Annotated in this window: 23 protein-coding genes, 1 pseudogene and 2 riboswitches; of the genes and pseudogenes, 15 read left to right on the top strand and 9 right to left on the bottom strand. The window is 69.7% G+C overall.

Features of this window, described 5'->3' with window-relative positions; genetic code table 11:
- The first annotated feature begins 26 nt into the window (after positions 1-26).
- The 3 genes from VQ067_RS11015 to VQ067_RS11005 are packed head-to-tail and all read left to right on the top strand — an operon-like array spanning position 27 to position 3092.
- On the top strand, positions 27-1274 hold the full coding sequence (locus tag VQ067_RS11015; RefSeq protein WP_033958116.1) for a bifunctional cobalt-precorrin-7 (C(5))-methyltransferase/cobalt-precorrin-6B (C(15))-methyltransferase: 1248 nt from the start codon (positions 27-29) through the stop codon (positions 1272-1274).
- The gene (locus tag VQ067_RS11010; RefSeq protein WP_004363317.1) at positions 1267-2367 is read left to right on the top strand and encodes a cobalt-precorrin-5B (C(1))-methyltransferase; all 1101 of its coding nucleotides are present in this window, start codon (positions 1267-1269) and stop codon (positions 2365-2367) included. The genes VQ067_RS11015 and VQ067_RS11010 overlap by 8 nt, the downstream gene beginning before the upstream one ends.
- The gene (locus tag VQ067_RS11005) at positions 2364-3092 is read left to right on the top strand and encodes a cobalt-precorrin-6A reductase (RefSeq protein WP_003138663.1); all 729 of its coding nucleotides are present in this window, start codon (positions 2364-2366) and stop codon (positions 3090-3092) included. The genes VQ067_RS11010 and VQ067_RS11005 overlap by 4 nt, the downstream gene beginning before the upstream one ends.
- A 53-nt stretch (positions 3093-3145) precedes the next feature.
- Here VQ067_RS11005 and mntP read toward each other — a convergent pair whose 3' ends face one another.
- Positions 3146-3715, bottom strand: coding sequence for a manganese efflux pump MntP (gene mntP / locus VQ067_RS11000; protein WP_003091017.1), 570 nt, complete (start codon positions 3713-3715; stop codon positions 3146-3148).
- Positions 3716-3723: 8 nt separating this feature from the next.
- Positions 3724-3890: riboswitch (yybP-ykoY riboswitch) on the bottom strand.
- 157 nt (positions 3891-4047) lie between these two features.
- Positions 4048-4252: riboswitch (cobalamin riboswitch) on the top strand.
- Positions 4253-4351: 99 nt separating this feature from the next.
- Here mntP and VQ067_RS10995 point away from each other — a divergent pair.
- The 4 genes from VQ067_RS10995 to VQ067_RS10980 are packed head-to-tail and all read left to right on the top strand — an operon-like array spanning position 4352 to position 9336.
- The gene (locus VQ067_RS10995; RefSeq protein WP_033990824.1) at positions 4352-6514 is read left to right on the top strand and encodes a TonB-dependent receptor; all 2163 of its coding nucleotides are present in this window, start codon (positions 4352-4354) and stop codon (positions 6512-6514) included.
- Positions 6515-6566: 52 nt separating this feature from the next.
- Positions 6567-7340 carry an ABC transporter ATP-binding protein gene (locus VQ067_RS10990; RefSeq protein WP_003091019.1) on the top strand — a complete coding sequence of 258 codons (774 nt, stop codon included), beginning with the start codon at positions 6567-6569 and terminating at the stop codon, positions 7338-7340.
- Positions 7337-8308, top strand: a complete 972-nt coding sequence (locus VQ067_RS10985; RefSeq protein WP_003091020.1) for an ABC transporter substrate-binding protein — start codon at positions 7337-7339, stop codon at positions 8306-8308. Before VQ067_RS10990 ends, VQ067_RS10985 begins: the two co-directional genes overlap by 4 nt.
- On the top strand, positions 8305-9336 hold the full coding sequence (locus VQ067_RS10980; protein ID WP_023099424.1) for a FecCD family ABC transporter permease: 1032 nt from the start codon (positions 8305-8307) through the stop codon (positions 9334-9336). The genes VQ067_RS10985 and VQ067_RS10980 overlap by 4 nt, the downstream gene beginning before the upstream one ends.
- On the opposite strand, the gene VQ067_RS10975 is transcribed toward VQ067_RS10980, so the two are convergent.
- The 3 genes from VQ067_RS10975 to VQ067_RS10965 all read right to left on the bottom strand — a co-directional run bounded on the left by VQ067_RS10975 (position 9337) and on the right by VQ067_RS10965 (position 11803).
- Positions 9337-10203 (bottom strand): MBL fold metallo-hydrolase, encoded by an 867-nt coding sequence (locus VQ067_RS10975; RefSeq protein ID WP_003091024.1) that lies wholly within the window; start codon positions 10201-10203, stop codon positions 9337-9339.
- A 119-nt stretch (positions 10204-10322) separates the two neighbouring features.
- A complete protein-coding gene (locus tag VQ067_RS10970) occupies positions 10323-10916 on the bottom strand; it encodes a LysE family translocator (RefSeq protein WP_014603924.1) in 594 nt (197 codons plus the stop codon).
- A 50-nt stretch (positions 10917-10966) separates the two neighbouring features.
- Positions 10967-11803 (bottom strand): AraC family transcriptional regulator, encoded by an 837-nt coding sequence (locus tag VQ067_RS10965; protein WP_003091026.1) that lies wholly within the window; start codon positions 11801-11803, stop codon positions 10967-10969.
- A 210-nt stretch (positions 11804-12013) separates the two neighbouring features.
- Between VQ067_RS10965 and VQ067_RS10960 the strand changes: the two genes are divergently transcribed.
- Both VQ067_RS10960 and VQ067_RS10955 read left to right on the top strand, forming a co-directional pair.
- Positions 12014-12787: an SDR family oxidoreductase gene (locus VQ067_RS10960; RefSeq protein ID WP_003091027.1), complete on the top strand. Its 774-nt coding sequence runs from the start codon at positions 12014-12016 to the stop codon at positions 12785-12787.
- A 53-nt stretch (positions 12788-12840) separates the two neighbouring features.
- Positions 12841-13098 (top strand): hypothetical protein, encoded by a 258-nt coding sequence (locus tag VQ067_RS10955; protein WP_003091028.1) that lies wholly within the window; start codon positions 12841-12843, stop codon positions 13096-13098.
- Between the two features lie 11 nt (positions 13099-13109).
- Here the strand turns inward: VQ067_RS10955 and VQ067_RS10950 are convergent, their stop codons facing one another.
- Both VQ067_RS10950 and VQ067_RS10945 read right to left on the bottom strand, forming a co-directional pair.
- Positions 13110-14747: a methyl-accepting chemotaxis protein gene (locus tag VQ067_RS10950; RefSeq protein WP_003091029.1), complete on the bottom strand. Its 1638-nt coding sequence runs from the start codon at positions 14745-14747 to the stop codon at positions 13110-13112.
- An 84-nt stretch (positions 14748-14831) separates the two neighbouring features.
- Positions 14832-15821, bottom strand: a complete 990-nt coding sequence (locus tag VQ067_RS10945) for a LysR family transcriptional regulator (RefSeq protein ID WP_003130750.1) — start codon at positions 15819-15821, stop codon at positions 14832-14834.
- A gap of 100 nt (positions 15822-15921) precedes the next feature.
- Between VQ067_RS10945 and VQ067_RS10940 the strand changes: the two genes are divergently transcribed.
- From VQ067_RS10940 to VQ067_RS10920, 5 genes are read left to right on the top strand one after another with little or no spacing between them, the layout of a single operon-like run.
- On the top strand, positions 15922-17091 hold the full coding sequence (locus VQ067_RS10940) for a M20 aminoacylase family protein (protein WP_003114014.1): 1170 nt from the start codon (positions 15922-15924) through the stop codon (positions 17089-17091).
- Positions 17092-17150: 59 nt separating this feature from the next.
- A complete protein-coding gene (locus VQ067_RS10935; protein WP_022580239.1) occupies positions 17151-17936 on the top strand; it encodes an ABC transporter substrate-binding protein in 786 nt (261 codons plus the stop codon).
- Between the two features lie 55 nt (positions 17937-17991).
- Positions 17992-18681, top strand: a complete 690-nt coding sequence (locus VQ067_RS10930; protein ID WP_003091034.1) for an ABC transporter permease — start codon at positions 17992-17994, stop codon at positions 18679-18681.
- On the top strand, positions 18678-19391 hold the full coding sequence (locus VQ067_RS10925; protein ID WP_003091035.1) for an ABC transporter permease: 714 nt from the start codon (positions 18678-18680) through the stop codon (positions 19389-19391). The genes VQ067_RS10930 and VQ067_RS10925 overlap by 4 nt, the downstream gene beginning before the upstream one ends.
- 20 nt (positions 19392-19411) lie before the next feature.
- Complete coding sequence (locus VQ067_RS10920; RefSeq protein ID WP_003091036.1) at positions 19412-20179, top strand: ABC transporter ATP-binding protein; 768 nt, start codon at positions 19412-19414, stop codon at positions 20177-20179.
- A 9-nt stretch (positions 20180-20188) separates the two neighbouring features.
- Here VQ067_RS10920 and VQ067_RS10915 read toward each other — a convergent pair.
- Positions 20189-20401 (bottom strand): annotated as a pseudogene (locus VQ067_RS10915) (GNAT family N-acetyltransferase); the annotation flags it as partial.
- Between the two features lie 99 nt (positions 20402-20500).
- Between VQ067_RS10915 and VQ067_RS10910 the strand changes: the two are divergent.
- Positions 20501-21832 (top strand): esterase/lipase family protein, encoded by a 1332-nt coding sequence (locus VQ067_RS10910; RefSeq protein ID WP_033990822.1) that lies wholly within the window; start codon positions 20501-20503, stop codon positions 21830-21832.
- A gap of 51 nt (positions 21833-21883) precedes the next feature.
- Here VQ067_RS10910 and VQ067_RS10905 read toward each other — a convergent pair whose 3' ends face one another.
- Both VQ067_RS10905 and VQ067_RS10900 read right to left on the bottom strand, forming a co-directional pair.
- Positions 21884-23392: a PA2928 family protein gene (locus VQ067_RS10905; protein ID WP_033990820.1), complete on the bottom strand. Its 1509-nt coding sequence runs from the start codon at positions 23390-23392 to the stop codon at positions 21884-21886.
- Positions 23393-23514: 122 nt separating this feature from the next.
- The gene (locus VQ067_RS10900) at positions 23515-24129 is read right to left on the bottom strand and encodes a LysE family transporter (protein ID WP_033990819.1); all 615 of its coding nucleotides are present in this window, start codon (positions 24127-24129) and stop codon (positions 23515-23517) included.
- Between the last annotated feature and the right edge of the window lies 1 nt (position 24130).

Raw genomic sequence — 24130 nt, 5'->3', positions numbered from 1 at the left:
AGACGCATTTCAGGAGTATCGGAACCGTGTCATCGGCAGACTCGACGCCGCCCTGGCTGACCCTGGTGGGCATCGGCGAGGACGGTTATCCCGGCCTCGGCAAGCAGGCCCGGCGTGCCCTGCTACAAGCCAGCCGGATCGTCGGCGCGGCGCGCCAGCTGGAACTGCTGCCGCCGTGCATCGGCGGCGCCCGCGAAACCTGGCCGACGCCGTTCTCCCTGGAACCATTGCTGGCCCGGCGCGGCCAGCCGACCTGCGTGCTGGCCAGCGGCGACCCGATGCTGTTCGGCGTCGGCGCCAGTCTCGCCCGGCAACTGCCGGCGACCGAACTGCGGGTCCTGCCGGCGCCCTCCTCCCTCTCGCTGGCCGCCGCCCGCCTCGGCTGGGCCCTGCAGGAAGTCGCCTGCCTGTCACTGGTGGCGCGTCCGCTGGCGGCGCTGCAGGCACAGGTCCACGACGGCCGGCGCCTGCTGGTCCTCAGCAACGACGGCGACAGCCCGGCCGCCATCGCCCGCCTGTTGAGCGCCCGTGGCTTCGGCGCCAGTCGCCTGAGCGTGCTGGAACACCTCGGCGGGCCGCTCGAGCGCCGTCTCGACGGCCTCGCTGGCGACTGGTCGCTGCCGCGCGCCGCCGATCTCAACCTGGTGGCGGTGGAATGCCGCGCCGGCGCCGGCGCCGTGCGCCTGCCGCTGACCCCGGGCCTGGCCGACGAGGCCTATCGCCACGACGGCCAGCTGACCAAGCGCGACGTCCGCGCCGTGACCCTGGCGCGCCTGGCGCCCTGCCCCGGCGAGCTGCTCTGGGACGTCGGCGCCGGTTGCGGCTCCATCGGCATCGAATGGATGCGCGCGCACCCCAGTTGCCGGGCGATCGCCATCGAAGCCAACGACGAGCGCCAGGAACATATCCGCCACAACCGCGACGCCCTCGGCGTACCGTCCCTGCACCTGGTCGCCGGCAGCGCCCCGGAGGCGCTGCTGGAACTGCCCGAGCCGGACGCCATCTTCATCGGCGGCGGGGTCACCGCCGAGGGCGTGCTGGAAACCTGCTGGGAGCGCCTGCGGCCCGGCGGCCGCCTGCTCGCCAACGCGGTCACCCTGCAGAGCGAACGGGTGCTGCTCGACTGGCAGCAACGCCTGGGGGGCGACCTCACCCGCCTCGGCGTCGCCCACGCGCGACCGCTGGGCGGTTTCGATACCTGGCGCCAGGCCTTGCCGATCACCCTGCTGGAATTGCGCAAACCCGCCGCCAGGAAGCCTCCCCGCGATGCGTGAGGAAACCCCCGAGCAGCCCGCGCCGTTGCGCAGCGGCTACACCACCGGCAGTTGCGCCACCGCCACCAGCCTGGCGGCGGCGCGCCTGCTGCTGGGCGGCACGACCAGCGACGCGGTGCAGATCGTCCTGCCCAAGGGCCAGCAGGTGCTGATGCGCCTGGAATTCTGCCGCGCCTGGGAAAACGGCGCGGAAGCCGGCACCCTCAAGGATGCCGGCGACGATCCCGACGTCACCCACGGCGCCCTGGTGTTCGCCCGGGTGCGCCTGGGCGCCGAGCCTGGCGTGCGCTTTCATGCCGGCCCCGGGGTCGGTACGGTGACCCGCCCAGGGCTGACCCTGGCGGTCGGCGAGCCGGCGATCAATCCGGTGCCGCGCCAGATGATCGAACGTCACCTCGCCCAGCTCGCCGCCGAACGGGGCTACGCCGGCGGCTTCGAGGTCGCCATCGGCGTGGAGGGCGGCGCCGAGCTGGCGCTGAAGACCATGAACCCGCGCCTGGGCATCCTCGGCGGGCTGTCGATCCTCGGCACCAGCGGCATCGTCCGGCCGTTCTCCTGCTCGGCCTATATCGCCTCGATCCATCAGGGCATCGATGTCGCTCGCGCCAACGGCGTCCGCCACATCGCCGCCTGTACCGGCAACGCCAGCGAGGACGCCATGCGCCGGCGCTATGGGCTGCCGGAGATCGCCCTGATCGAGATGGGCGACTTCGCCGGCGCGGTGCTCAAGCACCTGCGCAAGGCACCGGTGGAAAAACTCAGCCTGTGCGGCGGCTTCGGCAAGATCAGCAAGCTCGCCGGCGGCCACCTCGACCTGCACAGCCGCCACTCCAGTATCGACCTGCCGCAACTGGCCGGCTGGGCTGCCGCGCTCGGCGCCAGCGCCGCGCTACAGGACTGCATGCGCGCCGCCAACACCAGCCAGCAGGCGCTGGCCCAGGCACACGCCGAAGGCGTGGCCCTGGGCGATGCGGTCTGCGCCCACGCCCTGCGCTTCGCCCGCGGCATCGTGCCCACCGAGGTGGCGCTGGAAGTCTTCGCCATCGACCGCCAGGGCAACCTGGTCGGCCAGGCCTGCGAGGAGCGCCGATGAAGCGCCTGTTGCTGCTCGGCGGGATCGGTGAGGCCCTGGCCCTCGCCCGCCGGCTCGGTCCGGCGCATCTCTACAGCCTCGCCGGGTTGGGCAAGGTGCCCGGCGACCTGGCCTGCCGGGTCCGGGTCGGCGGCTACGGCGGCGCCGAAGGGCTGGCGGCGTTCATCGACGAGCAGGGCTTCGACCTGCTGGTGGACGCCACCCACCCCTACGCCGCACGGATCAGCCAGAACGCCGTGCGCGCCGCGCGACTGGCCGGAGTGCCCTGCTGGGCGCTGCGCCGGCCCGGCTGGCAGGCCGGGCCCGGCGACGACTGGCGCGAGGTAGCCGACTGGCGCGAGCTGATCGCCGCCCTCGCACCCTTCCGCCGTCCGCTGTTCACCCTCGGCCGCGAACCGCTGGAGCATCTCGGCCAGGTCCCGCCGCACCAGCACTGGACCGTGCGCTGCCTGCAAGGCCAGCCGGCCGCGCCGCGCGCCGAGGTGATCGGCGCGCGCGGGCCGTTCAGCCTGGATGGCGAACGGGCGTTGTTCGAGCGCCTCGCCTGCGACGTGCTGGTGAGCAAGAACAGCGGTAGCCAGGCCACCCAGCCGAAGCTCCAGGTGGCGCGGGAAATGGGCCTGCCGGTGCTGGTCCTGGCACGTCCGGCGCTGCCGCCGGCGGACCGCGAGTTCGCCGACGGCGAGGCGCTGCTGGCGGCAATCCGCGATTGGGAAAGCGCCTGAAGCGAACGCCCACCCACTCGCCGCGACCTGTCCCGCCCCGTCTCCGATGCCGCTCACGCCGCGCTGAGATGCTCGTAGAGAATGGTCGCACCGACCAGGATCAGCACCACCCCGCCGACCATCTCCGCGCGCTTGCCGGTCACTGCGCCGAGCGCCCGGCCGAGCATGGTGCCGAGGGTGACCATGGTCATGGTGGCCAGGCCGATGGCACCGGCGGCGAGGAAGATGTTGACATCGACGAAGGCCAGGCCGACGCCCACCGCCAGCGCGTCGATGCTGGTGGCCAGCGCCGTCACCGCGAGAATCCAGAACGAATGCTGGCCGGGCTTTTCCTGTTCCGTCGCATGATCCGCGCGCAGGCCGTTGTGGATCATGTGCAGGCCGAGCAGCACCAGCAGGACGAAGGCGATCCAGTGGTCCCAGTCGGCGACGAACTGGCTGGCGGCCTGGCCAAGCAGCCAGCCGACCAGAGGGGTGATCGCCTCGATCACGCCGAAGATTATCCCGGTGCGCAGCGCCTCCGACAGGCGCGGCCGATCCAGGCTGGAGCCCTTGCCGATGGCCGCGGCGAAGGCATCGGTGGACATGGCGAAGGCGAGGAAGATCAGGGAAACGGGATTCACGCGGATACTCCAGCCGGGCATGAGTCAACGACATGACCCCGCGGCCCGGCTTCGGCGCAGGAATGTCGTTGGTCTCACCAATCCGGATGGATGCGCTGGCCATGGCGGGTTGCCAAGAATGTTGACCAGCGCGCCGTCAACGGGTGACGGCAGGCTACTCCCCAAGGAAGGCCGGCAGCATAGCAGGCCGGCGTGAAGAAAATGTGATGCCCCGGGAAGCTGCGCCAGGGCGTGGGGTCCGGCGAAGAAAGACTGCACAAGCGAATTGTTATAGTATAACATTTTATTCAATTCAGATCGTTCAAGGCTTGACTGGAAACGGTGCGGATGTTCCCATCCGGCCCGTTCCAGGTGCCTCCTGCCGCCGCGCAGGAGGTGAAACGGGAAGCCGGTGCGTCACTTCAGTGATCAGTCCGGCGCTGCCCCCGCAACGGTAAGCGAGCGAAATCCTCTTCAGGCCACTGTGCTCCGGCATGGGAAGGCGAGGATTTCACGACCCTCGCAAGCCCGGAGACCGGCCTGCAACGCCCTGTTGGCACACCCGCGGTGGGCGGGAGCGAGCCGGTTGTTCGAGGCGCTGTCGCGCCTGCGATTTCCTGCGCGTTCCGTCCTGCCCGGTCATGAGATGGAACGCCCATGCCCCGCTTCAGCCGTTTGCGCACCGAGCCTTTCGCCCTCGGCCTATCCACCAGCCTGCTGCTGGTACCGCCCGCCCTCGCCGAAACCGAGGAAGCCGCCCTCGCCCTGCCCAGCCAGTTGGTCAGCGTTCGCCAGGATCCCGCCGAACTCGACCACATCGATCTCGCCACGCCGGTCAGTGCCGGTTCGCGCCTGGGCCTCAGCGCCCTGGACACCCCGGCGAGCACCAGCAGCATCAGCGGCGAGGAAGTTCGCCGGCGCAACAACCCCAGCGTCCAGGCCGCCGTCACCCGCAGCCCCGGCATCAGCTTCATCGGCACCCCCGGAGATGGCGGTACCGGCCTCTCGGCGCGCGGCTTCAGCGGCCACGCATCGGTGATGCAACTGTTCGACGGCACGCGCCTGTACACCGGCATGGGCACGGTGAACTTCCCCAGCGATCCGTGGATGGTCGAGCGCATCGACGTGATCCGCGGCCCGGCCTCGGTGCTGTACGGCGAAGGCGCCACCGGCGCGGTGATCAACGTGGTGCCGAAGAAGCCTTTCGCCGGCGAGATCCGCAACCACCTGCGCCTCGGCTACGGCTCCTACGACAACCGACAGTTGGCCCTGGACAGCGGCGGCTCGCTGACCGACAGCCTCAGCTACCGGCTCAACCTGAACCAGCAGCAGAGCCACGGCTGGATCGACCGTGGCGACTCGCGCAACCTGGGCATCAGCGCGGCGCTACGCTGGCAGGCCAGCGACGATCTGGCCTTCACCCTCGCCCACGACTATGGCGACCAGGAGCCGATGAACGACTTCGGCACCCCGCTGGTCGGCGGCAAGTACCACAAGCGCCTGCGCGAGAAGAACTACAACGTGCGCAACGACGTGCAGCGCTACAACGACCAGTGGACCCGCCTGACCAGCGACTGGAGCCTTTCCGACAGCGTCACCGCGAGCAACCAGCTGTACTACATCAAGGCCCGCCGCCACTGGCGCAACGCCGAAACCTACGAATGGGACGTCCCGCGCGAAGAGCTGTTGCGCAAGGACTACCTGCGCATCAGCCACGAGCAGGAGCAGATCGGCGACCGCCAGACCTTCGCCTTCCAGCACGCCCTGTTCGGCCTAGACAGCCGCACCCTGGTCGGCGCCGAGTACAACCGCATCCGCTTCCGCCTGACCAACAACTCACCATACGAGGACGTTGTCGACGGCGGCGAAAGCATCGACCCCTGGCATCCCGCGCCCGGCTACTTCGAAAGCCGCTCGCCCTACCGGCCGCACTCGCGCAGCCAGACCCGCACCTTCGCCCTGTTCGCCGAGAACCGCCTGCAACTCAACGAGCGCCTGTCGCTGGTGACCGGGGTGCGCCGCGACCAGAACCATATCGACCGCGACGACCTGCGCGCCGGCACCCGCAGCGACCGCAGCCTGCAGGGCGGCAACTGGCGCGCCGGGCTGGTCTTCGCGCTGACCCCGGAACTGTCGCTGTACGGCCAGTACTCCACCAGCGAGGACGGCGTGAGCAACCTGATCACCCTCAACACGGCCCAGCAGCAGATGGACCTGACCCACTCGAAGCAGACCGAGGTCGGCCTCAAGCAACTGTTCCCGGACGGTCGCGGCGAATGGACCCTGGCCGCCTACCATATCGTCAAGAAGAAGCTGCTCAGCGCCAACCCGCTGCCGCCGCACGACGCGCAGCAGGTCGGCCAGCAGAGTTCGGACGGCCTGGAGGCCAGCCTGGAACTGAACCTGGCCCAGGACTGGCGGCTGTCAGCGAACGCCGCGCTGGTGCGTGCCGAATACGACGACTTCGACGAAACGATCGACAAGCAGACCTACTCGCGCAACGGCAACCGCCCCAGGAACGTGCCACGGCGCACCGCCAACCTCTGGCTGGACAAGTCCTTCGCCGATACCCTGCGCGTCGGCGCCGGGCTGCGCTACGTCGACCGGCGCTACGCCGACGCCGCCAACCAGGCCAGCCTGCCCGGCTACACGGTGGTCGACGCCAACCTGGGCTGGCAGGTACGGCCGGACCTGACCCTCGGCCTTGAGCTGTACAACCTGTTCGACCGCCAGTACGCCCTGGCTGACAACAACAACGGCCAGCAATGGATCATGGGCCAGCCGCGCTCGTTCAACGTCACCGCCGACTTCAGTTTCTGAAGCCGGCGCCGCGGCAATCGTCTCTGCTGAACCACCGGACCTGCGAGTAGCCATGTCGTCCCTTCACCTCGATGCCCTGCACTGGTCGCCCGACGCCTCCACCGAGTTGCTGCGCGGCGTGCACCTGGAAGTCCCGGCCGGCAGTTTCGTCGGCCTGATCGGCCCCAACGGCAGCGGCAAGACCAGCCTGCTGCGCTGCGCCTTCCGCTATGCGCGACCGCAGCGCGGCCGGGTGGTGCTCGACGGCGACGACCTCTGGCGCCAGCCGCCGCGCTGGGCCGCCCGGCGCATCGCGGTGGTGTTGCAGGAATTCCCCGAGGACTTCGGCCTCGCCGTCGAGGACGTGGTCGCCATGGGCCGCACGCCGCACAAGGGCCTGTTCGACGGCCACGGCGCGGACGACCGCCAGCGGGTCCGCCAGGCGCTGCTCCAGGTCGGTCTCGAAGGGCGTGCCGCGAGCCCCTTCGCCAGCCTCTCCGGTGGCGAGAAGCAGCGCGCCCTGCTGGCTCGCGCGCTGGTCCAGGAACCGCGCCTGCTGATCCTTGACGAACCGACCAACCACCTCGACCCGCGCTACCAGCTGGAGCTTCTGCGCCTGCTGCGCGGCCTCGGCCTGAGCACCCTGGCGAGCTTCCACGACCTCAACCTGGCGGCGGCCTTCTGCGACCGCCTCTACGTGCTCGACGGCGGGCGCATCGTCGCCCAGGGCACGCCGACCGAGGTGCTCGACGCCGACCTGCTGTGGCGGGTGTTCGGCGTCCGCGCCCTGGTCGACCGCCACCCCCTCGCCGACCACCCGCGCCTGACCTGGATTACCCAAGCATGAAGCACCCGATCCTGCACCACCTGCTGCTCGGCGCCCTGCTCGCCTGCGCCGATGCCGCGCTGGCCGAGCGCTACCCGCTCAGCGTGCGCAGTTGCGAGCGCGAAGTGACGTTCGAGCGCGCGCCGTCGCGCGCGGTCAGCCACGACATCAACCTCACCGAGATGATGGTCGCCCTCGGTCTGCAGACGCGCATGGTCGGCTATACCGGCATCAGCGGCTGGTGGAAGAATGCCGATCCCGGATTGATCGCCGCGCTCAAGCCGCTGCCCGAGCTGGTGGCGCGCTACCCCACGGCGGAAACCCTGCTCGATGTCGACGCCGACTTCTTCTTCGCCGGTTGGGGCTACGGCATGCGCGTCGGCGGCGACCTCACTCCGGCCAGCCTGGAGCCGCTGGGGGTGAAGGTCTACGAGCTGAGCGAATCCTGCGCGCAGATCGGCGAGCCGCGCCGCGCCAGCCTCGACGAGCTGTACCGCGACCTGCGCAACCTGGGACGGATCTTCGACGTCGAACCGCGCGCCGAGCGCCTGGTCGCCAGCCTCCAGGCACGCATCCAGCGCGCCCGCGCCGGCATCCCGGCGAACGCCGAGGCGCCGCGGGTGTTCCTCTACGACAGCGGCGAGGACCGCCCCTTCACCTCTGGCCGCCTGGGCATGCCGCAGGCGCTGATCGAGGCCGCCGGCGGTCGCAGCGTGACCGACGACGTGGCGGCCAGCTGGACCCAGGTCAACTGGGAAAGCGTGGTCGCCCGCGATCCGCAGGTCATCGTCATCGTCGACTACGGCGAGACCAGCGCCGCGCAGAAGCAGCGTTTCCTCGAAGAGAACCCGGCGCTGCGCAGCCTGACCGCGATCCGCGAGCGACGCTTCATCGTCCTGCCCTATAACCAGGCCACGCCGGGCATCGGCAACGCCGCGGCGATAGAAACCCTGGTCGCCGGCCTCCACCCTCGGGCGCCACGTCCATGACCCTGTTCCGCAGCCCTCGCGCCTATTGCCTGTTGCTGGGCAGCCTGGTCCTGTTGCTCGGCCTGTCCTGCGTTCTCGCCCTCGGCTTCGGTCCGGCGCGACTGGACAGCGGCCTGGTCGGCCGCATCGTCCTCCAGCGCCTGTTCGGCGTGGCGGCGGAGCCCGGCGCCTGGAGCGCTGGCCAGGAGCACATCGTCTGGCTGATCCGCGCCCCGCGGGTACTGCTCGGCGCTTGCGTCGGCGCCGGCCTGGCGCTGGTGGGGGCGGCGCTGCAGGCGGTCACGCGCAATCCGCTGGCCGATCCGCACCTGCTCGGCGCCACCTCCGGCGCGACCCTCGGCGCGGTGCTGGTGGTGCTCTACATCGGCGAGGTGATCGGCCTGCTGACCCTGCCGCTGGCGGCCTTCCTCGGCGCCCTCGGCAGCATGCTACTGGTGCTCGGCGTGGCCAGCCGCGGCGGCCGCCTGGGCAGCGACCGGCTGTTGCTGGCGGGGGTCGCGGTGTCGTTCGTGCTCCTGGCGCTGGCCAACCTGCTGCTGTTCCTCGGCGACCACCGCGCCGCCTCCTCGGTGCTGTTCTGGATGCTCGGCGGCCTCGGCCTGGCGCGCTGGTCGTTGATCTGGCTGCCGGCGCTGTGCGTGGCCGGCGGCCTGCTGGTACTGCTCGGGCTGGGCCGTGCGCTGAACGCGCTGATGGCCGGCGAACAGACCGCCGTGACCCTCGGCCTGGACGCCCGTCGCGTACGCCTGTGGGTCTTCGTCTGCTGCTCGCTGCTGACCGGCGTGCTGGTCTCGGTGAGCGGCGCCATCGGCTTCGTCGGTCTCATGCTGCCGCACGCCGCGCGCCTGCTGGTGGGCGCCGAGCACCGCCGACTGCTGCCGGTGTGCGCCCTGCTCGGCGCGCTGTTCCTGGTCTGGATGGATGTCGCCGCGCGCACCCTGATCGCCCCCCAGGACCTGCCCATCGGCATCGCCACCGCGGCCATCGGTGGGCTGTTCTTCATTCTCCTGCTGCGTCGCCGCAGCTGATCAGAACAGATCCAGCGGGATCTTCAGGTAACGCACCCCGTTGCCTTCCACCGGCGGCAGGTTGCCGCCGCGCATGTTGACCTGGATCGCCGGCAGCATCAGGGACGGCATGCCGAGGGTGGCATCGCGCTGCTGGCGCATGGCGACGAACGCCTCCTCGTCGACGCCTTCGCGGACGTGCACGTTGTGCCGGCGCTGCTCGCCGACGCTGGTTTCGCAGCGGTGCTCGTCGCGGCCGGGAGCCGTGTAGTCGTGGCACATGAACAGGCGGGTCGCGTCGGGTAGCGCGAACAGGCGCTGGATCGAGCGATACAGCTGGCGCGCGTCGCCGCCGGGGAAATCGCAGCGGGCGGTGCCGTAGTCGGGCATGAACAGGGTATCGCCGACGAAGGCGCTGTCGCCGACCAGGTAGGTCATGCACGCCGGGGTATGCCCCGGGGTATGCAGCGCGCGGCATTCCAGGGCGCCGATGCGGAACGACTCGCCGTCCTCGAACAGGTGCTCGAACTGGCGGCCGTCCACCGGGAACGCCTCGCCCAGGTTGAACAGGCCGGAGAATTTCGCCTGCACCTGGGTGATTCGCGCGCCGATGGCCAGGCGCCCGCCCAGTTCGCGCTGCAGGAAGATGGCCGCCGACAGGTGGTCGGCGTGCACGTGGGTCTCCAGCAGCCATTCCACCTGCAGGTCGTGCTGGCGAACGTGGCCGATCAGGCGTTCGGCGCTGGCATGGCTGGTACGCCCGGCGGCCGGGTCGTAGTCGAGCACCGGGTCGACGATGGCGCAGGCGCGGCTGGACGGGTCGCGCACCACATAGCTGTAGGTGGAGGTGGCCGGGTCGAAGAAGGCAGTGATGTCGGGTTTCAACATGGAGGTTCCTTGCGCGGCGTGCTGACGGCGACCGCGCCATGGCTACGGATCGTCCCACCATAGCCAACCCGGGCCCGGCGTACCAACCCACAGGTTTGTCAGGAAGCTACCGGACCGCCTCAGAGCAGCAGGGCGGCCCAGGCCGAGGCCAGCAGCAACAGCGCCATGCCCTGGTTGAAGCGCTTCATCAGCGACGGCGAGCGCAGCAGCCGCGCGCTGCCGACGCCGAGCAAGGCCCAGCTGGCCAGGCACGGCAGCGAAACCAGGAAGAACAGCAACGCCAGCAGGCCGATCCGCCCGGCCTGTCCGGCGCCTTCCCCGGCGAACAGCGCCAGCGCGGCGAGGGCCATCATCCAGGCCTTGGGATTGACCAGTTGCAACGCCGCGCCGCCGAGCACGCCGAGGCGCCGCGGCGGCTCCGCGCCGTCGATGCCGCCCGCGCTGCGGAACAGGCTCCAGGCCAGGTAGCTGAGCCAGCCGACGCCAAGCCAGGCGAGCCCCTGCTGGAGCAACGGGTGGCGCCGCAGCAGCTCGCCCAGGCCGAGCCCGAGCAGCAGGATCAGCGCCGCCACCGCCGCGCAGGCGCCGAGCACGATCGGCCAGGCGGCGGCCAGGCCGTGGCGCTGGCTGTTGCTCAGGACCAGGATGTTGGTCGGTCCGGGGGTGATCGAGGCGACGACGGCGAACAGCAGGAAGGGCGCGAGGGATTGCATGGACGGGCTCCTGTGGCGGGGGAGCCTTCATCCTGGCGGCGCACCGGGCCTCAGTCTGGAAGCTGGGTGCACTGCCTGCGGTAGGCCGCCGGAGTCATCCCGTAGGCGCGCCGGAACCAGCGGCCGAGATGGCTCTGGTCGGCGAAGCCGAGGGCGCTGGCGAGGTCCGCCGGTTGCCCGCCGACAGCGAGCATCTGCCGCGCCTTGGCCAGCCGCAACTGGACCAGGTAGGCGTAGGGTGGCAAGCCGTAGGCGGCCTTGAATGCACGGTTCAGGCGGAAGCGGTCGGTACCGCAGGCGCTGGCCAGCTCGTCCAGGCCGATGTCCTGGTAGAAGTGCGCATGCAGGTAGTCGCGGGCTTTCTGCGCCACCAGCGGCAGGCGCGGATCGAACGGCTTCGCCTCGCGCCAGCCGAGGTGCACGCGCAGCCGCTCCAGCACCAGCTCCAGGGCGGTCTGCCGCAGCAGTCGCAGCTCGCGGCCATGCAGGACGCGGAAGGCCTGGGCGATGGCCAGGGTCAGGCGCGGGTCTTCGGTGAGGTTGGCGTGGAAGCCGGGATCGCGGTCGCTGGGCGCGTCGTCGAAGGTCGCCCGCAGTTCGCGCCGCAACCAGTCCGGCTGCAGGTACAGCATCGAGTAGGTGAAGCCGCCGGCGATCGGCGCGCGGCCGTCGTGGATCTCCCCCGGCTCGACCAGGAATACCTGGCCGGCGGTGCTGTCGTGTCGGCGTCGGCGGCAGTTGAATTGCTGCACGCCGATCTCGGTGTAGCCGATCAGGTAGCTGTCGTGCCAATGCGGATCGTAGGCGTGGCCCTCGAAATGGGCGCGCAGGGTCTCGATCCCGGTCTCGGCGTCGCGGGCCAGGTCGATCCAGTCTCGGCTGCCCATCGTGCGTCAGGTCTTCCCACTCGTTGGTTTCGTCGTCGCGACTATAACGCGCCCGTCCCGGGGTTCTAGAAGATTCGTGCAGCCGGCTGCGCTCCTCCGGAGGCGGGAATTGATCGGCGTTTCTGGACAATCTATCCAGGCCGCCGCGATTACTCCGCAAGGCCGCCCTCCCTAGACTGGGTTCTCCACTCACCGCAGGAGAAACACCCCATGGTCGACCACTCCATCAAAGGCAAGACCGTCCTCGTCACCGGCGGCGCCAAGAACCTGGGTGGGCTGATCGCCCGCGATCTCGCCGCCCACGGCGCGAAGGCCATCGCCATCCACTACAACAGCGCCGCGAGCAAGGCCGACGCCGACGCCACCGTCGCCGCGCTGCAGGCAGCCGGGGCCAAGGCGGTAGCGCTGCAGGGCGATCTCACCAGCGCCGCGGCCATGGAAAAGCTGTTCGCCGACGCCATCGCCGCGGTGGGCAAGCCGGACATCGCCATCAACACCGTCGGCAAGGTGTTGAAGAAGCCTTTCACCGAGATCAGCGAGGCCGAATACGACGAGATGAGCGCGGTCAATGCCAAATCTGCGTTCTTCTTCCTGCGCGAAGCCGGCAAGCACGTCAACGACAACGGCAAGATCTGCACCCTGGTGACCTCCCTGCTTGGCGCCTATACCCCGTACTACGCCGCCTATGCCGGCACCAAGGCGCCGGTGGAGCACTTCACCCGCGCCGCCTCCAAGGAATTCGGCGCGCGCGGCATTTCGGTCACCGCGGTCGGCCCGGGTCCGATGGACACGCCCTTCTTCTATCCCGCCGAGGGCGCCGACGCGGTGGCCTACCACAAGACCGCAGCGGCGCTGTCGCCCTTCTCCAGGACCGGCCTGACCGACATCGAGGACGTGGTGCCGTTCATCCGCCACCTGGTCAGCGAAGGCTGGTGGATCACCGGCCAGACCATCCTCATCAACGGCGGCTACACCACCAAGTGACCCAGCGTCCCGGTCGCCGCCACGGCGACCGGCACCTGTCCGGGAAAGACCCCATGCACGTGACCCTGGTAATCGCCGGCGGGATCATCCTGCTCGGCCTGTTCCTGCTCTTCGGCGAACTCTGGGAGGCCGGACCGGCGCCCGCTGCCGGCCTGTTCCTGCCGACCTGGCTGGCCGTCGCGCTGGTCAACCTGTGGGTCGGCGTCCAGCACGCCGGCTACGGCTTGCGCGAAGAACTGCCGATCCTGCTGCTGGTCTTCCTGGTCCCGGCGGCACTGGCCGGCGTGGCGATCTGGCTGGCGCCGCGCTAGGCGGCGGCGCTTCAGACGCGGAAACGCCCGACCAGCCGCGCCAGTTCCGAGGACAGCTCGGACAGCCGGCGGCTGGCCCCGGTACCCTGCTCCGAATGTTCCGCCGCCTGGGCGGAAAGCTCGCGCACCTCGCTGATGTTGCGGGCGATTTCGTCGATCACCCGGCTCTGCTCCTCGCAGGCCGAGGCGATCTGCGCGGCGAGGTCGTTGATCCGCCCCACCGCGTCGCCGGTGGCCGCCAGCACGCCGTCGACCCCGGCGGCGCGCTCGACGCTGTCGCGCGCCTTGAGGCTGCCCGACTGCATGGCCCGCACGGCGTTCTGCACCCCGGCCTGGAGGCGCTCGATGCGCGCCTGGATGTCCTTGGTCGAATCCTGGGTGCGCGCCGCCAGCGCCCGCACCTCGTCGGCCACCACGGCGAAACCGCGACCCTGCTCGCCGGCCCGCGCGGCCTCGATGGCGGCGTTGAGGGCAAGCAGGTTGGTCTGTTCGGCGATGCCCTTGATCACTGTCAGCACCGCGTCGATGCTGGCGGTTTCCTGGGCCAGTTGCTGGATGCTCTCGGAACTGCTCTCCACTTCCTGCGCCAACTGGCGGATCACCTCGATGGTCGCCTCCACCACGTTGGCGCCCTCGCGCGCCTGCCGGCGGGCGTCATGGGCCACCTGCGCGGCGCTCTGGGCGTTGCGCGCCACCTCGTGGACGGCGCTGCTCATCTGCGTCGCGGCGGTGCTGACCTGGTCCACCGACGCGTGCTCGCTGTTGATCAGACGATCGTTAGCGGCGGTCATGCCGGCCAGCGAACCGGCGGAATCGGCGACCTCGCCGGTGACCCGGCCGACCTCGCGGATCAGCGGCTGCAACTTGTCGAGGAAGGCGTTGAAGGCGCTGCCGAGGCGGCCGGGTTCGTCGCGCGAAGTGACCTCCAGGCGCACGCGCAGGTCGCCATCGCCGTTGGCGATCTCTTCCAGGCGTTGCAGCAGGCGCTGCAACGGACGGGTCACCAGGCCGGGGAACACCAGCACCAGCGACAGGCACACCAGCAGGCCGAACGCCACCAGCGCCACCTGCTGCCAGCGGTGCCGCTCGCCCAGCGCGGAGGACGCCTCGCCGTCGGCGGCCGCGGCCGCCTCTTCCATCTCGTCGAGCTGGTTGATCACCTCGCGCATCGCCCCGAACTGGCGATCGCTGTCACCGTAGCTGAGCTGCGCCGCGGCGCTCGGATCGCTGGCCGCCAGGCTCAGCACCCGCGCCGAGGTCGCGCTCCAGAGGGCATAGCCGCGCTCGAACTCGGCGACCTTGGCCAGTTCCGCCTCGCCCGGCTGCATCGCCGCGTACTGGCGCACCCGATCCAGGGCCTGCTGCAGGTTTTCCGCGTGATCGTTCCTCAGGCCGGCGATCTGCTCGGCGTTCAGGAGGCTATCGAGCAGGCTGCGCTCGGCGACGAAGGCCTGGTAGAGATCGCGGTCGGCGTTGAGCAGCAGGGCGATGCCGGGGAGAAAACGCTTGCCCAGGCGCTGGTTGGATTCGTTCTGCTGGGCGATGCCATGCACGCCGAGCGCGCCCACCAGCAGCAGAAGCACCGCCAGCAAGAGGATCGGCAGGGCGATTTTCCTGCGGAACGATAGGTTAGCGAACCATTGCAGCATGCCGGCATCCTCGCTCGTGGCTTTCCAGGCTATCGGTCGCAGCACGACCGATCTTGAGCGACCGTACGTCCGTGCCAGTAGGAATCAGACTAGCAGGCGCAGGGTTTCGAACAGGCGCCGGTCATCCTTCTTCGCCGAGCGGGCGTGGCGGCGGATCACCTGCAGCAGGCACTCGACGAAGCATTGCGCCGGATTGCTGAGGGCGCCGCCGCGCCGGGTGATGATGCCCAGCCGCCGTGGCTCGAAGGTTTCCCGCAGCGCCAGCGGCACTACCCGGCCGAGCAACGGCGGGGCGGCGCCGATGATCGCCGGCACCCAGGTGCACATGTCGGCCTGCTCCACCAGGGTCTGCAGGATCGCCACGGAGTGCGCACGGACGATGCGCCGCTCGTCGATCAAGGCGCCGTGGCGCCAGAACAGCTCGCGCATCAGGGTGTCGTGGCCGTCGCCGGTGTAGTTCAACGCCCAATCCTGTTCCAGCAGTTCGTGGATCGAGCCGCAACCCGCCAGCGGATGCCCCTGGCGGACCAGCACCGCGGTGTCGTAGTCGAGCAGCTTCTCGCAGGCGAATTCCTGGGCCGCCTGGGCGCCGTGCAGCGGGCCGATGGCGAAATCCATGCTGCCGTCGCGAAGCAATGGCTGGGCCACCGCCATCAGGCTTTCGAAAAGCTCCAGGCGCACCTCCGGCATGCGCTCGCGGAACGCCTGCACCGCCTCCGAGAGGAAGGTCAGCGCCACCCAAGGCGTCACCCCGATGCACAGCCGGCCGCTGGCCTGGCCACGCAGGTGGTCGAGTTCGACCTGCGCGTGCTCCAGTTGCTTGAGCACCAGCCGGGCGTGGATCAGCAGCGCCTTGCCGTATTCGGTGAAGGTCAGGCCGCTGGGCGTGCGGACGAACAGCGGCAGATGCTGTTCGGTTTCCAGTTCGCGCAGCGCGCGGGTCACGGCCGCCTGGGAAATCCCCAGGGCGCGGGCGGCGGCGCGGATGCCGCCGGCGTCGGCACTGGCGACCAGGGCTTGCAACTGGTGGAGTTTCACGGGCTTACCGAGGTGACAACGAAAGGTTGTCATCATAGCCAAAGCGAGCCTCCCCGCCAGTCCCCCGCTTGCCTACCATCGGCTTCGACAACACCCTGCCGCCCACCGGTCGGAGCCCTTGAGGAGAACAAGAAGAATGACCGAGCCTGCCGTCCTGCCCGCCATCGCGGCGCTGCGGGAAGAGATGGTTACCTTGCGCCGCCACATCCATGCCCACCCGGAGCTGGGTTTCGAGGAACGGCGAACCGCCGCGCTGGTCGCCGAATGCCTGGAGGCCTGGGGCTACCAGGTCAGCCGTGGGGTGGGTCGCACCGGCGTGGTCGGCACCCTGTGCCGCGGCGAGGGCCCCGCGCTGGGCCTGCGCGCCGACATGGACGCGCTGCCGATCCAGGAAGCCACCGGCCTGCCCTACGCCAGCCAGGTGGACGGCGTGATGCACGCCTGCGGCCACGACGGCCACACCGCGATGCTCCTCGCCGCGGCCAGGCACCTGGTCGAGTCGCCGCACTGGCGCGGCACCCTGCAACTGATCTTCCAGCCTGCCGAAGAGGGCCTCGGCGGTGCCCGCGCGATGCTCGACGACGGGCTGCTGGAGCGCTTCCCCTGCGACGCCATCTTCGCCATGCACAACGTCCCGGGATACCCCGTCGGCCACCTGGGTTTCCATCCCGGCCCCTTCATGGCCTCGGCCGACACCGTGGTCATCCGCGTGATCGGCAGCGGCGGCCACGGCGCGGTGCCGCAGCGCACCGTCGACCCGGTGGTGGTCTGCTCCGCCATCGTGCTGGCCTTGCAGAGCATCGTCTCGCGCAACGTCGATCCGCAGGACACCGCGATCGTCAGCGTCGGCGCGATCCATGCCGGGACGGTCTCCAACGTGATCCCGGCCAGCGCCGAAATGATCCTCAGCGTCCGCGCCCTGACCGCGGAAACCCGTGCCCTGCTGGAGCGCCGCATCGGCGAACTGGCCCGCGGCCAGGCCGCCAGCTTCGGCGCGCGGGCGGAGGTCGACTACCGGCATTGCCATCCGGTGCTGGTCAACCATCCCGGGCAGACCGCGTTCGCCCGCGAGGTGGCCCGCGACTGGCTGGGCGAGGAATGCCTGATCGACGGACTGCGGCCGTTCACCGCCAGCGAGGATTTCGCCTTCATCCTCGAACGCTGTCCCGGCAGCTACCTGGTGATCGGCAATGGCCAGGGCGAGAGCGGCTGCCAGTTGCACAACCCCGGCTACGACTTCAACGACGACTGCCTGGCCGTCGGCGCCAGCTACTGGGTGCGACTGGCCGAGCGCTTCCTGGCCTGAGCCAGGGTTTTCAACGGGCGCGCGGCCTGGCGCGCGCGGATCGACAGAGGACAACCACAATGACAAGAACCCTCGGCAGCATCACCCTCTCCCTCCTCCTCGCCGCACCGGCCGGCGCCGCCGACTGGACCGGCAAGGTCCTGCGCCTGGGCGTCGACCCGACCTACCCGCCGCTCGAATACAAGCAGCCGGACGGCCGCCTGGCAGGCTTCGGCATCGAGATCGGCGAAGCCCTCTGCGCGGAGCTGCGAGCCCGCTGCGAATGGGTCGAAAGCAACTGGGACGGCATCATCCCGGCGCTGCTGTCGCGCAAGATCGACGCCATCGTCTCGTCGATGACCATCACGCCGAAACGCGCACAGCACATCGCCTTCACCGACCGCGTCTCCAACGCGCCGAGCCGCCTGGTGGTACGCCGCGGCTCGGCGCTCCTGCCCGACGCCGAGAGCCTGCGCGGCAAGCGCGTGGGGGTCGGCCAGGGCTCCAACCAGGAGGCCTACGCCAAGGCCGAATGGGCCGCCAAGGGGGTGCGGGTCGTCTCCTACCAGAACCAGGACCAGGTCTACGCCGACCTCGTCATGGGCCGCCTCGACGCCTCGCTGCAAGGCGCGGTGCAGGCCAGCTACGGCTTCCTCGACAAGCCGGTCGGCAAGGATTTCGAACTGGCCGGAGCGGTGCTGGACGACCCCCGCTACTTCGGGGTCGGCGACGGCATCGGCCTGCGCAAGGAGGACGTGGCGCTGCGCGAGGACCTGAACAAGGCGCTGGCGACAATCCGCGCCAACGGGACCTACGCGCGAATCAACGCCCGCTACTTCGATTTCGACCTCTACGGCGCGCCCTGAACGGCGTCCGGCCGTTTTTCACCTCGACCGACAACAACAAGCAATGGAGAGTGAAATGTTCCTCGACGGCTTCGGCCCGCAGATACTCGCCGGCACCCTGGTGACCCTGAAACTGGCGCTGGGCTCCCTGCTCGGCGCCGTGCTCATCGGCCTCCTCGGCGCCAGCGCCAAGCTCGCCGCCAACCGCCCGCTGCGCGCCCTGGCCAGCGGCTATACGACGCTGATCCGCAGCGTCCCCGACCTGGTCATCATGCTGTTGCTGTTCTTCAGCCTGCAGATCCTCCTCAACCGCGTCACCGACGCCCTCGGCATCGGCCAGGTCGACATCGACCCGTTCGCCGCCGGCTGCGTCACCCTGGCGTTCATCTATGGCGCCTACTTCACGGAAACCTTCCGCGGCGCCTTCCAGGCGGTCCCGGCCGGCCAGGTCGAAGCCGCGCAAGCCTACGGCATGGGGCGCTGGCGAGTGTTCCGCCGGGTACTCCTGCCGCAGATGCTGCGCTACGCCCTGCCGGGCATCGGCAACAACTGGCAGGTGCTGGTCAAGTCCACCGCGCTGGTCTCGATCATCGGCCTCGGCGACCTGGTCAAGGCCACCCAGGACGCCGGCAAGGGCACCCTGCAGTTCTTCCACTTCACCCTGGTCTGCGGGCTGATCTACCTGGCCATCACCGCAATCTCCAACGCCGCGCTGCTGTGGCTGGAGCGGCGCAGCTCGCTGGGCGTCAGGAGGCCGCTGCCATGAACGCGGTACTCGACGAATACTGGCAGGCCTACCTGTGGACCGACGGCCTGCAACTGACCGGACTGGCGATGACCCTGTGGCTGCTGATCCTCGCCGTGGCGCTTGGCTTCCTGCTGGCCATCCCGCTGGCGGTGGCGCGAACCTGCGGCAACCCGCTGCTGCGCTACCCGGTCTGGCTCTACACCTACGTGTTCCGCGGCACCCCGCTGTACATCCAGTTGCTGTTCTTCTACACCGGCGTCTACAGCCTGAATGCCATACGCGCCCAGGACTTCCTCAACGCGTTCTTCCGCGACGGCTTCAACTGCACGGTACTGGCCTTCGTCCTCAACACCTGCGCCTACATGACGGAAATCTTCGCCGGCGCGATCAGGAACACGCCCCACGGCGAAGTGGAAGCGGCGCGCGCCTACGGCATGGGCGGCTTCACCCTCTACCGGCGCATCGTCCTGCCCTCGGCGCTGCGCCGGGCACTGCCGTACTTCAGCAACGAAGTGATCCTGATGCTGCACTCCACCTCGGTGGCGTTCACCGCCACCGTGCCGGACCTGCTCAAGGTGGCCCGCGACGTCAATTCCGCCACCTATGCGCCGTTCCTGTCCTTCGGCATCGCCGGCGCGCTCTACGCCGGCACCGCCTTCCTGCTGATCTGGCTGTTCCGCCGCGGCGAGCTGCGCTGGCTGGCCTACCTCAGACCGCAAACCCACTGACCTCTCCCGGAGACACGCGCATGTACAGCCTGCAGGTCGAAGACATCCACAAGCGCTACGGCAGCCATGAGGTGCTCAGGGGCGTTTCGCTCAGGGCCGGCAAGGGAGACGTGATCAGCATCATCGGCTCCTCCGGCTCGGGCAAGAGCACCTTCCTGCGCTGCGTCAACTTCCTGGAAAAGCCCTGTGCCGGGCGCATCCGCGTCGGCGACGAGGAACTGCGCACCCGTCCCGGCGCCCTGGGCGAGCTGCGCGCCGCCGATCCCCGGCAGTTGCAGAGGATCCGCAGCCGGCTGGCGATGGTCTTCCAGCATTTCAACCTGTGGAGCCACCTGACGGTGCTGGAGAACGTGGTCGAGTGCCCGGTCAACGTCCTGAGAATGAACCGCGACGACGCCGTGGCCCGCGCGCGCCACTACCTGGCCAAGGTCGGCCTGGCGGAGAAGGTCGAACGGCAGTATCCCTGCGAACTCTCCGGCGGCCAGCAACAGCGCGTGGCGATCGCCCGCGCCCTGGCCATGGAGCCGCAGGTGATGCTGTTCGACGAACCGACCTCGGCGCTCGATCCGGAACTGGTCGGCGAAGTGCTGAAAGTCATGCAGCAGTTGGCCGAGGAAGGTCGCACCATGGTCCTGGTCACCCACGAGATGGCCTTCGCCCGCCAGGTTTCCAGCCATGTGATCTTCCTCCACCAGGGCGTGATCGAAGAGCAAGGGACGCCGGACCAGGTGTTCGGCGCGCCGCGCAGCGAGCGCCTGCGCCAGTTCCTCGCCGGCAACCTGAAATGAGCCCGGGGCTCAGCGCGACGGCGCGAGGAAACGCACGAAGACCAGCTCCGGATCACCTTCGTCGAGGTTGTCGATCACCCCGCTCGGCTGGAATCCCTCGCGCTCCAGCAGGCGCCGCATCGGCAGGTTGGAGCGGTTGCGGGAAGTGAACAGGCGGTCGCCGCGACAGTCGTCCCGCGCCTGCCGCAGCAAGGCGCTGGCGATGCCGCGCCGGCGGTAGTCGGGAGCGACCGCCGCATCCTAGACGTTTTCACAGGTCAGGGCACATCGCCGCGGCGCATGATCTATAGTCGCCCGGATCAGCCCCAGAGGATGCCGGACATGCCCCGTTCGATCGTCATCGTCCACGGCTGGAGCGACGATTCGAAGTCGTTCCGCCGCCTCGCCGAGCAGCTGGAAGCCTGGTTCGGCAGCGCGCCGACGCAGATCCGCCTCGCCGACTGGATCTCCCTGCAGGACGACGTCACCTACGCCGACCTCGCCGCCGCCCTGGATCGCGCCTGGACCGCCCAGGGACTGTCGCGGGCGCCGCGCACGGTGGACGTGGTGGTGCACAGCACCGGCGCCCTGGTGCTGCGCGACTGGCTGACCCGCCACTTCGACCCCGCCAGCGCGCCGGTCAAGCGCTTCCTGATGCTCGCCCCGGCCAACTTCGGCTCGCCGCTGGCGCACAAGGGACGCTCCTTCATCGGTCGCGTACTGAAAGGCTGGAACCGCTTCGTCGGGCAGACCGGCACCCAGGTGCTGAAGGGACTGGAGCTGGGCTCGCCGTACTCCTGGCAACTCGCCGAGCGCGACCTGTTCGGCGCCGAGGCCTGGTACGGCGCCGGCCGCCTGCTCGCCACGGTACTGGTGGGCAATGTCGGCTACAGCGGCGTCGAAGCCATCGCCAACGAAGCCGGCGGCGACGGCACGGTGCGGATCGCCACGGCGAACCTCAACGCCTGCCGCCTGAGCCTCGAACTGGATGTCCGCCAGCGCGCCAGGCCCGGCTGGCGCCTGGAAGAATCGCGCGGCGAGATCGCCTTCGCCATCGTCGACGGCGAGAACCACGCCAGCGTGGCGCTGAAGGACCGCGGGCCGAAGAACCCGCAGACCCTGGAGCTGATCCGCGCCGCACTGGAGGTCGAGGACGCCGATTACCGGAGCAGCGGCGCAAGCTTCCCCTGGCAGCGCCGCATCGATCAGCTCGACCCCGGCATCGAGCGCCGCTCGCCGCGCTACCTGAACCTGGTCAGCCACGTCTGCGACGACCTCGACCAGGAGGTGCGCGACTACTTCATCCAGTTCTTCCGCAAGCTGAACAGCGACCGGCGTTTCGAGCAGCGCTTCTACGAGCAGGTCATCGCCGACGTCCATACCTACGAGGACAACCCCGCCTACCGCTCGCTGTACCTGTCGATCGACTCCCTCGACGACCTGCTCGCCGGCTTCGCCGTGGACACCCTGTCGCTCAGCGTGTCGGCCCAGCCGCCGTTCGATCCGCCGCGCCAGCCGGTCGGCTATACCGCGGTGGGCCCCGGCGACAGCGAAGGCCTGGCAATTCCGCTGGCGCAGGTGCCGCGCTTCCTCGCCGCCCACCGCACCCTGCTGCTGCGCATCCGCCTGACGCGCCTGGTGGACAGCGGCGTATTCGTCTTCAGGAACCCCTGAATCGGCGCCCGGCCCCCCCGTTGGGCAGCCACCCAGGCCGGGCGCAGGCGATCACGGTTGGCCTTCGGGCCACTCGACCCGCTGCAATGGCGCGCCGCCGCGCCCGAGGCGATGGACGATGCCGCTGCCCCGGCGCAGATCGACCCGCACCAACCGCCCGCCTTCCTCTCCACGGCCGCTGAGAAGCAGGTTGTGGGCATCCAGGCGGAACAGCCGCTCGGGACGCTCGATGGGCAGCTCCAGGGTCCAGAGCAAGCTGCCGTCGGCAGACACCGAGCTGAGCAGCAGCTCGCTACGCTCGGCCAGGCTGCGCCGGTGCAGCACCAGCCAGTTGCCGTCGACTCGCCAGGGACGGCGCGCCAACCAGGAATCGCCGCCCGGCAGCGCCGAGGCATAGCGACGGTACAACGCCTCCTCGCGCGTCTGCTCGTCGCGCCGGCGACGGTACTCGGCATCCGCCGCCGCCTCCAGGTCGGCGACCCGTTCCCGCCAGGCATCGTGCGCAGCAATCCAGCGTCGCCGTTTCTGGCGGTAGGCGTCGCGCGCCGCAAGGAACGCACGGGTACTGGGAAAACGCTCCACGCGCTCGTCGAACTCTTCCGGCGGCTGCGGCTCGGGCGGCAGCGACGGACGCTGGCGCTGCCGCTCGGACGGTCGCTCGAGCAGCCGCTGCGGCTCTTCGGCAGCGGCTGGATCGGGCAGCAGGCCAGCCTGCAGAAAGGCCGCGTCGAGCAGCGGACGCAGTCGGTTCTCTGCCGGCGACCGCCAATCCAGGGTGCCCAGTGACAGGCGCTGGCGTCGCGCCCGTTGGTTCGCTGCCGGCAGCGCCTCGCCACGCTCCAGCGCGCGGGCCTCGTGATCGCTGGCGAGGATCAGCAGGCGTCCGTCGGGCAGGCGCGTCAGGCCCGGCGCCTGCCAAGCGATCCCGGCACTCGCCGGCGGCGGCGGGTCGCCCTGGAAATACCGCGCGGCATCGACTTCCGGAGCTTCGCGCAGAGCCAGGCTGTCGCCGTCGAGGAACCAGACGCGGCCGTCCAGCGCGAGCATCAGCAATCCGCCCCGGCCTTCGTCGTAGCGATAGGCGTCCTTCCCCCAGGGCGCCGACTTCAACGGCAGGCCGCCAGTGCGCCGCTCCAGCTCGTCGAACGCCAGCGCAGGGGCGGCGTCGCGCCGGTCGAGTACGTAGAGTTCGTTGCGCAGGAAGAACAGGTAGCGCGACGACTGGCCCAGCAGTTCGCCGGAACCCCAGTCGTCGCCGCGCTCGTTGTCGGCATCCAGGCGCGCGCTCCAGCGCAGGCTGCCGTCCTCGAGATCGACCACCTGGGCATAGCTGCGGCTGCTGCCGTGCACCACGCCGTTGTCCACTTCGTTGGCGCGATAGTCGTCGAGGGTGAACGCCAGGTAGGAATGGCCCTGTTCCTCGAAGACCAGTTGCGGCCCGCTGAACCCGGCCTCGTCGTACTGGCCGAGAATGAAATGGATGGCCACCGGCAAACTGACCAGCAGGCCCAGGCCGAGTACCGCCCAGAGGACGGCGAAAAGCGTCGCTCCCTTCTTCATGCAACTCCCATGCGTCCCGCGATCCTGGGACCGTCCCTCAACTGGCGACGGCATGAACGGCGCATTCTAGGGAGCCGCCGGCCTCGCTTCAAAGGCGGCAAGCGGCCATCAGTGGTCCATGCTCATGGGCTTTTCGCCCCCAGCAGGACGCCGAAACCGACCAGCAGGGCGCCGAAGAACTGGTCGATGCGCCGGCGGAAACGCAGGAGCCGGCCGCGCACCGCCGGGCTCGAGAGAAAGCAGGCGACCAGGCCGAACCAGGCCACGTGGGCGAGCGCGATGAAGGCCCCGTAGCCCAGTTGCGCCGGCAACGCGGTATGCGGATCGATCACCTGCATGAACAGGCTGACCACGAACAGGCAGGTCTTCGGATTGAGCGCATTGGTCAGGAAGCCGCTGCGCAACATCGCCCAGGACGAAACCCCGCCGCCGCCCGCCGCCTCCTCCGCCACCGTGTCCTCTCGCGCCAGCAGCATGCGCAGGCCGAGGAACACCAGGTAGGCGGCGCCCGCCAGCTTCAGCGCGGTGAACAGCGCCAGCGACTCGCGCACCAGCACGCCGACGCCGAGGATGCTGTAGCCGACATGTACCGTCACCCCCGCGCCGATGCCCAGCGCGGTGAGCAGGCCGGCGCGGCGGGAATACAGCAGGCTGTTGCGCGAGACCATGGCGAAATCGGCGCCGGGGCTGATCACCGCAAGCACAGTGATGGTCAGGAAAGCTAGCAACTCTGTCATG

Origin of the sequence: Pseudomonas sp. KBN12P06040, from assembly GCF_037574965.1 — a bacterium.
Classification (GTDB): domain Bacteria; phylum Pseudomonadota; class Gammaproteobacteria; order Pseudomonadales; family Pseudomonadaceae; genus Pseudomonas; species Pseudomonas aeruginosa.
The sequence above is the reverse complement of the archived record's forward strand: the minus strand, read 5'-3'. Positions and strand labels throughout refer to the sequence as shown.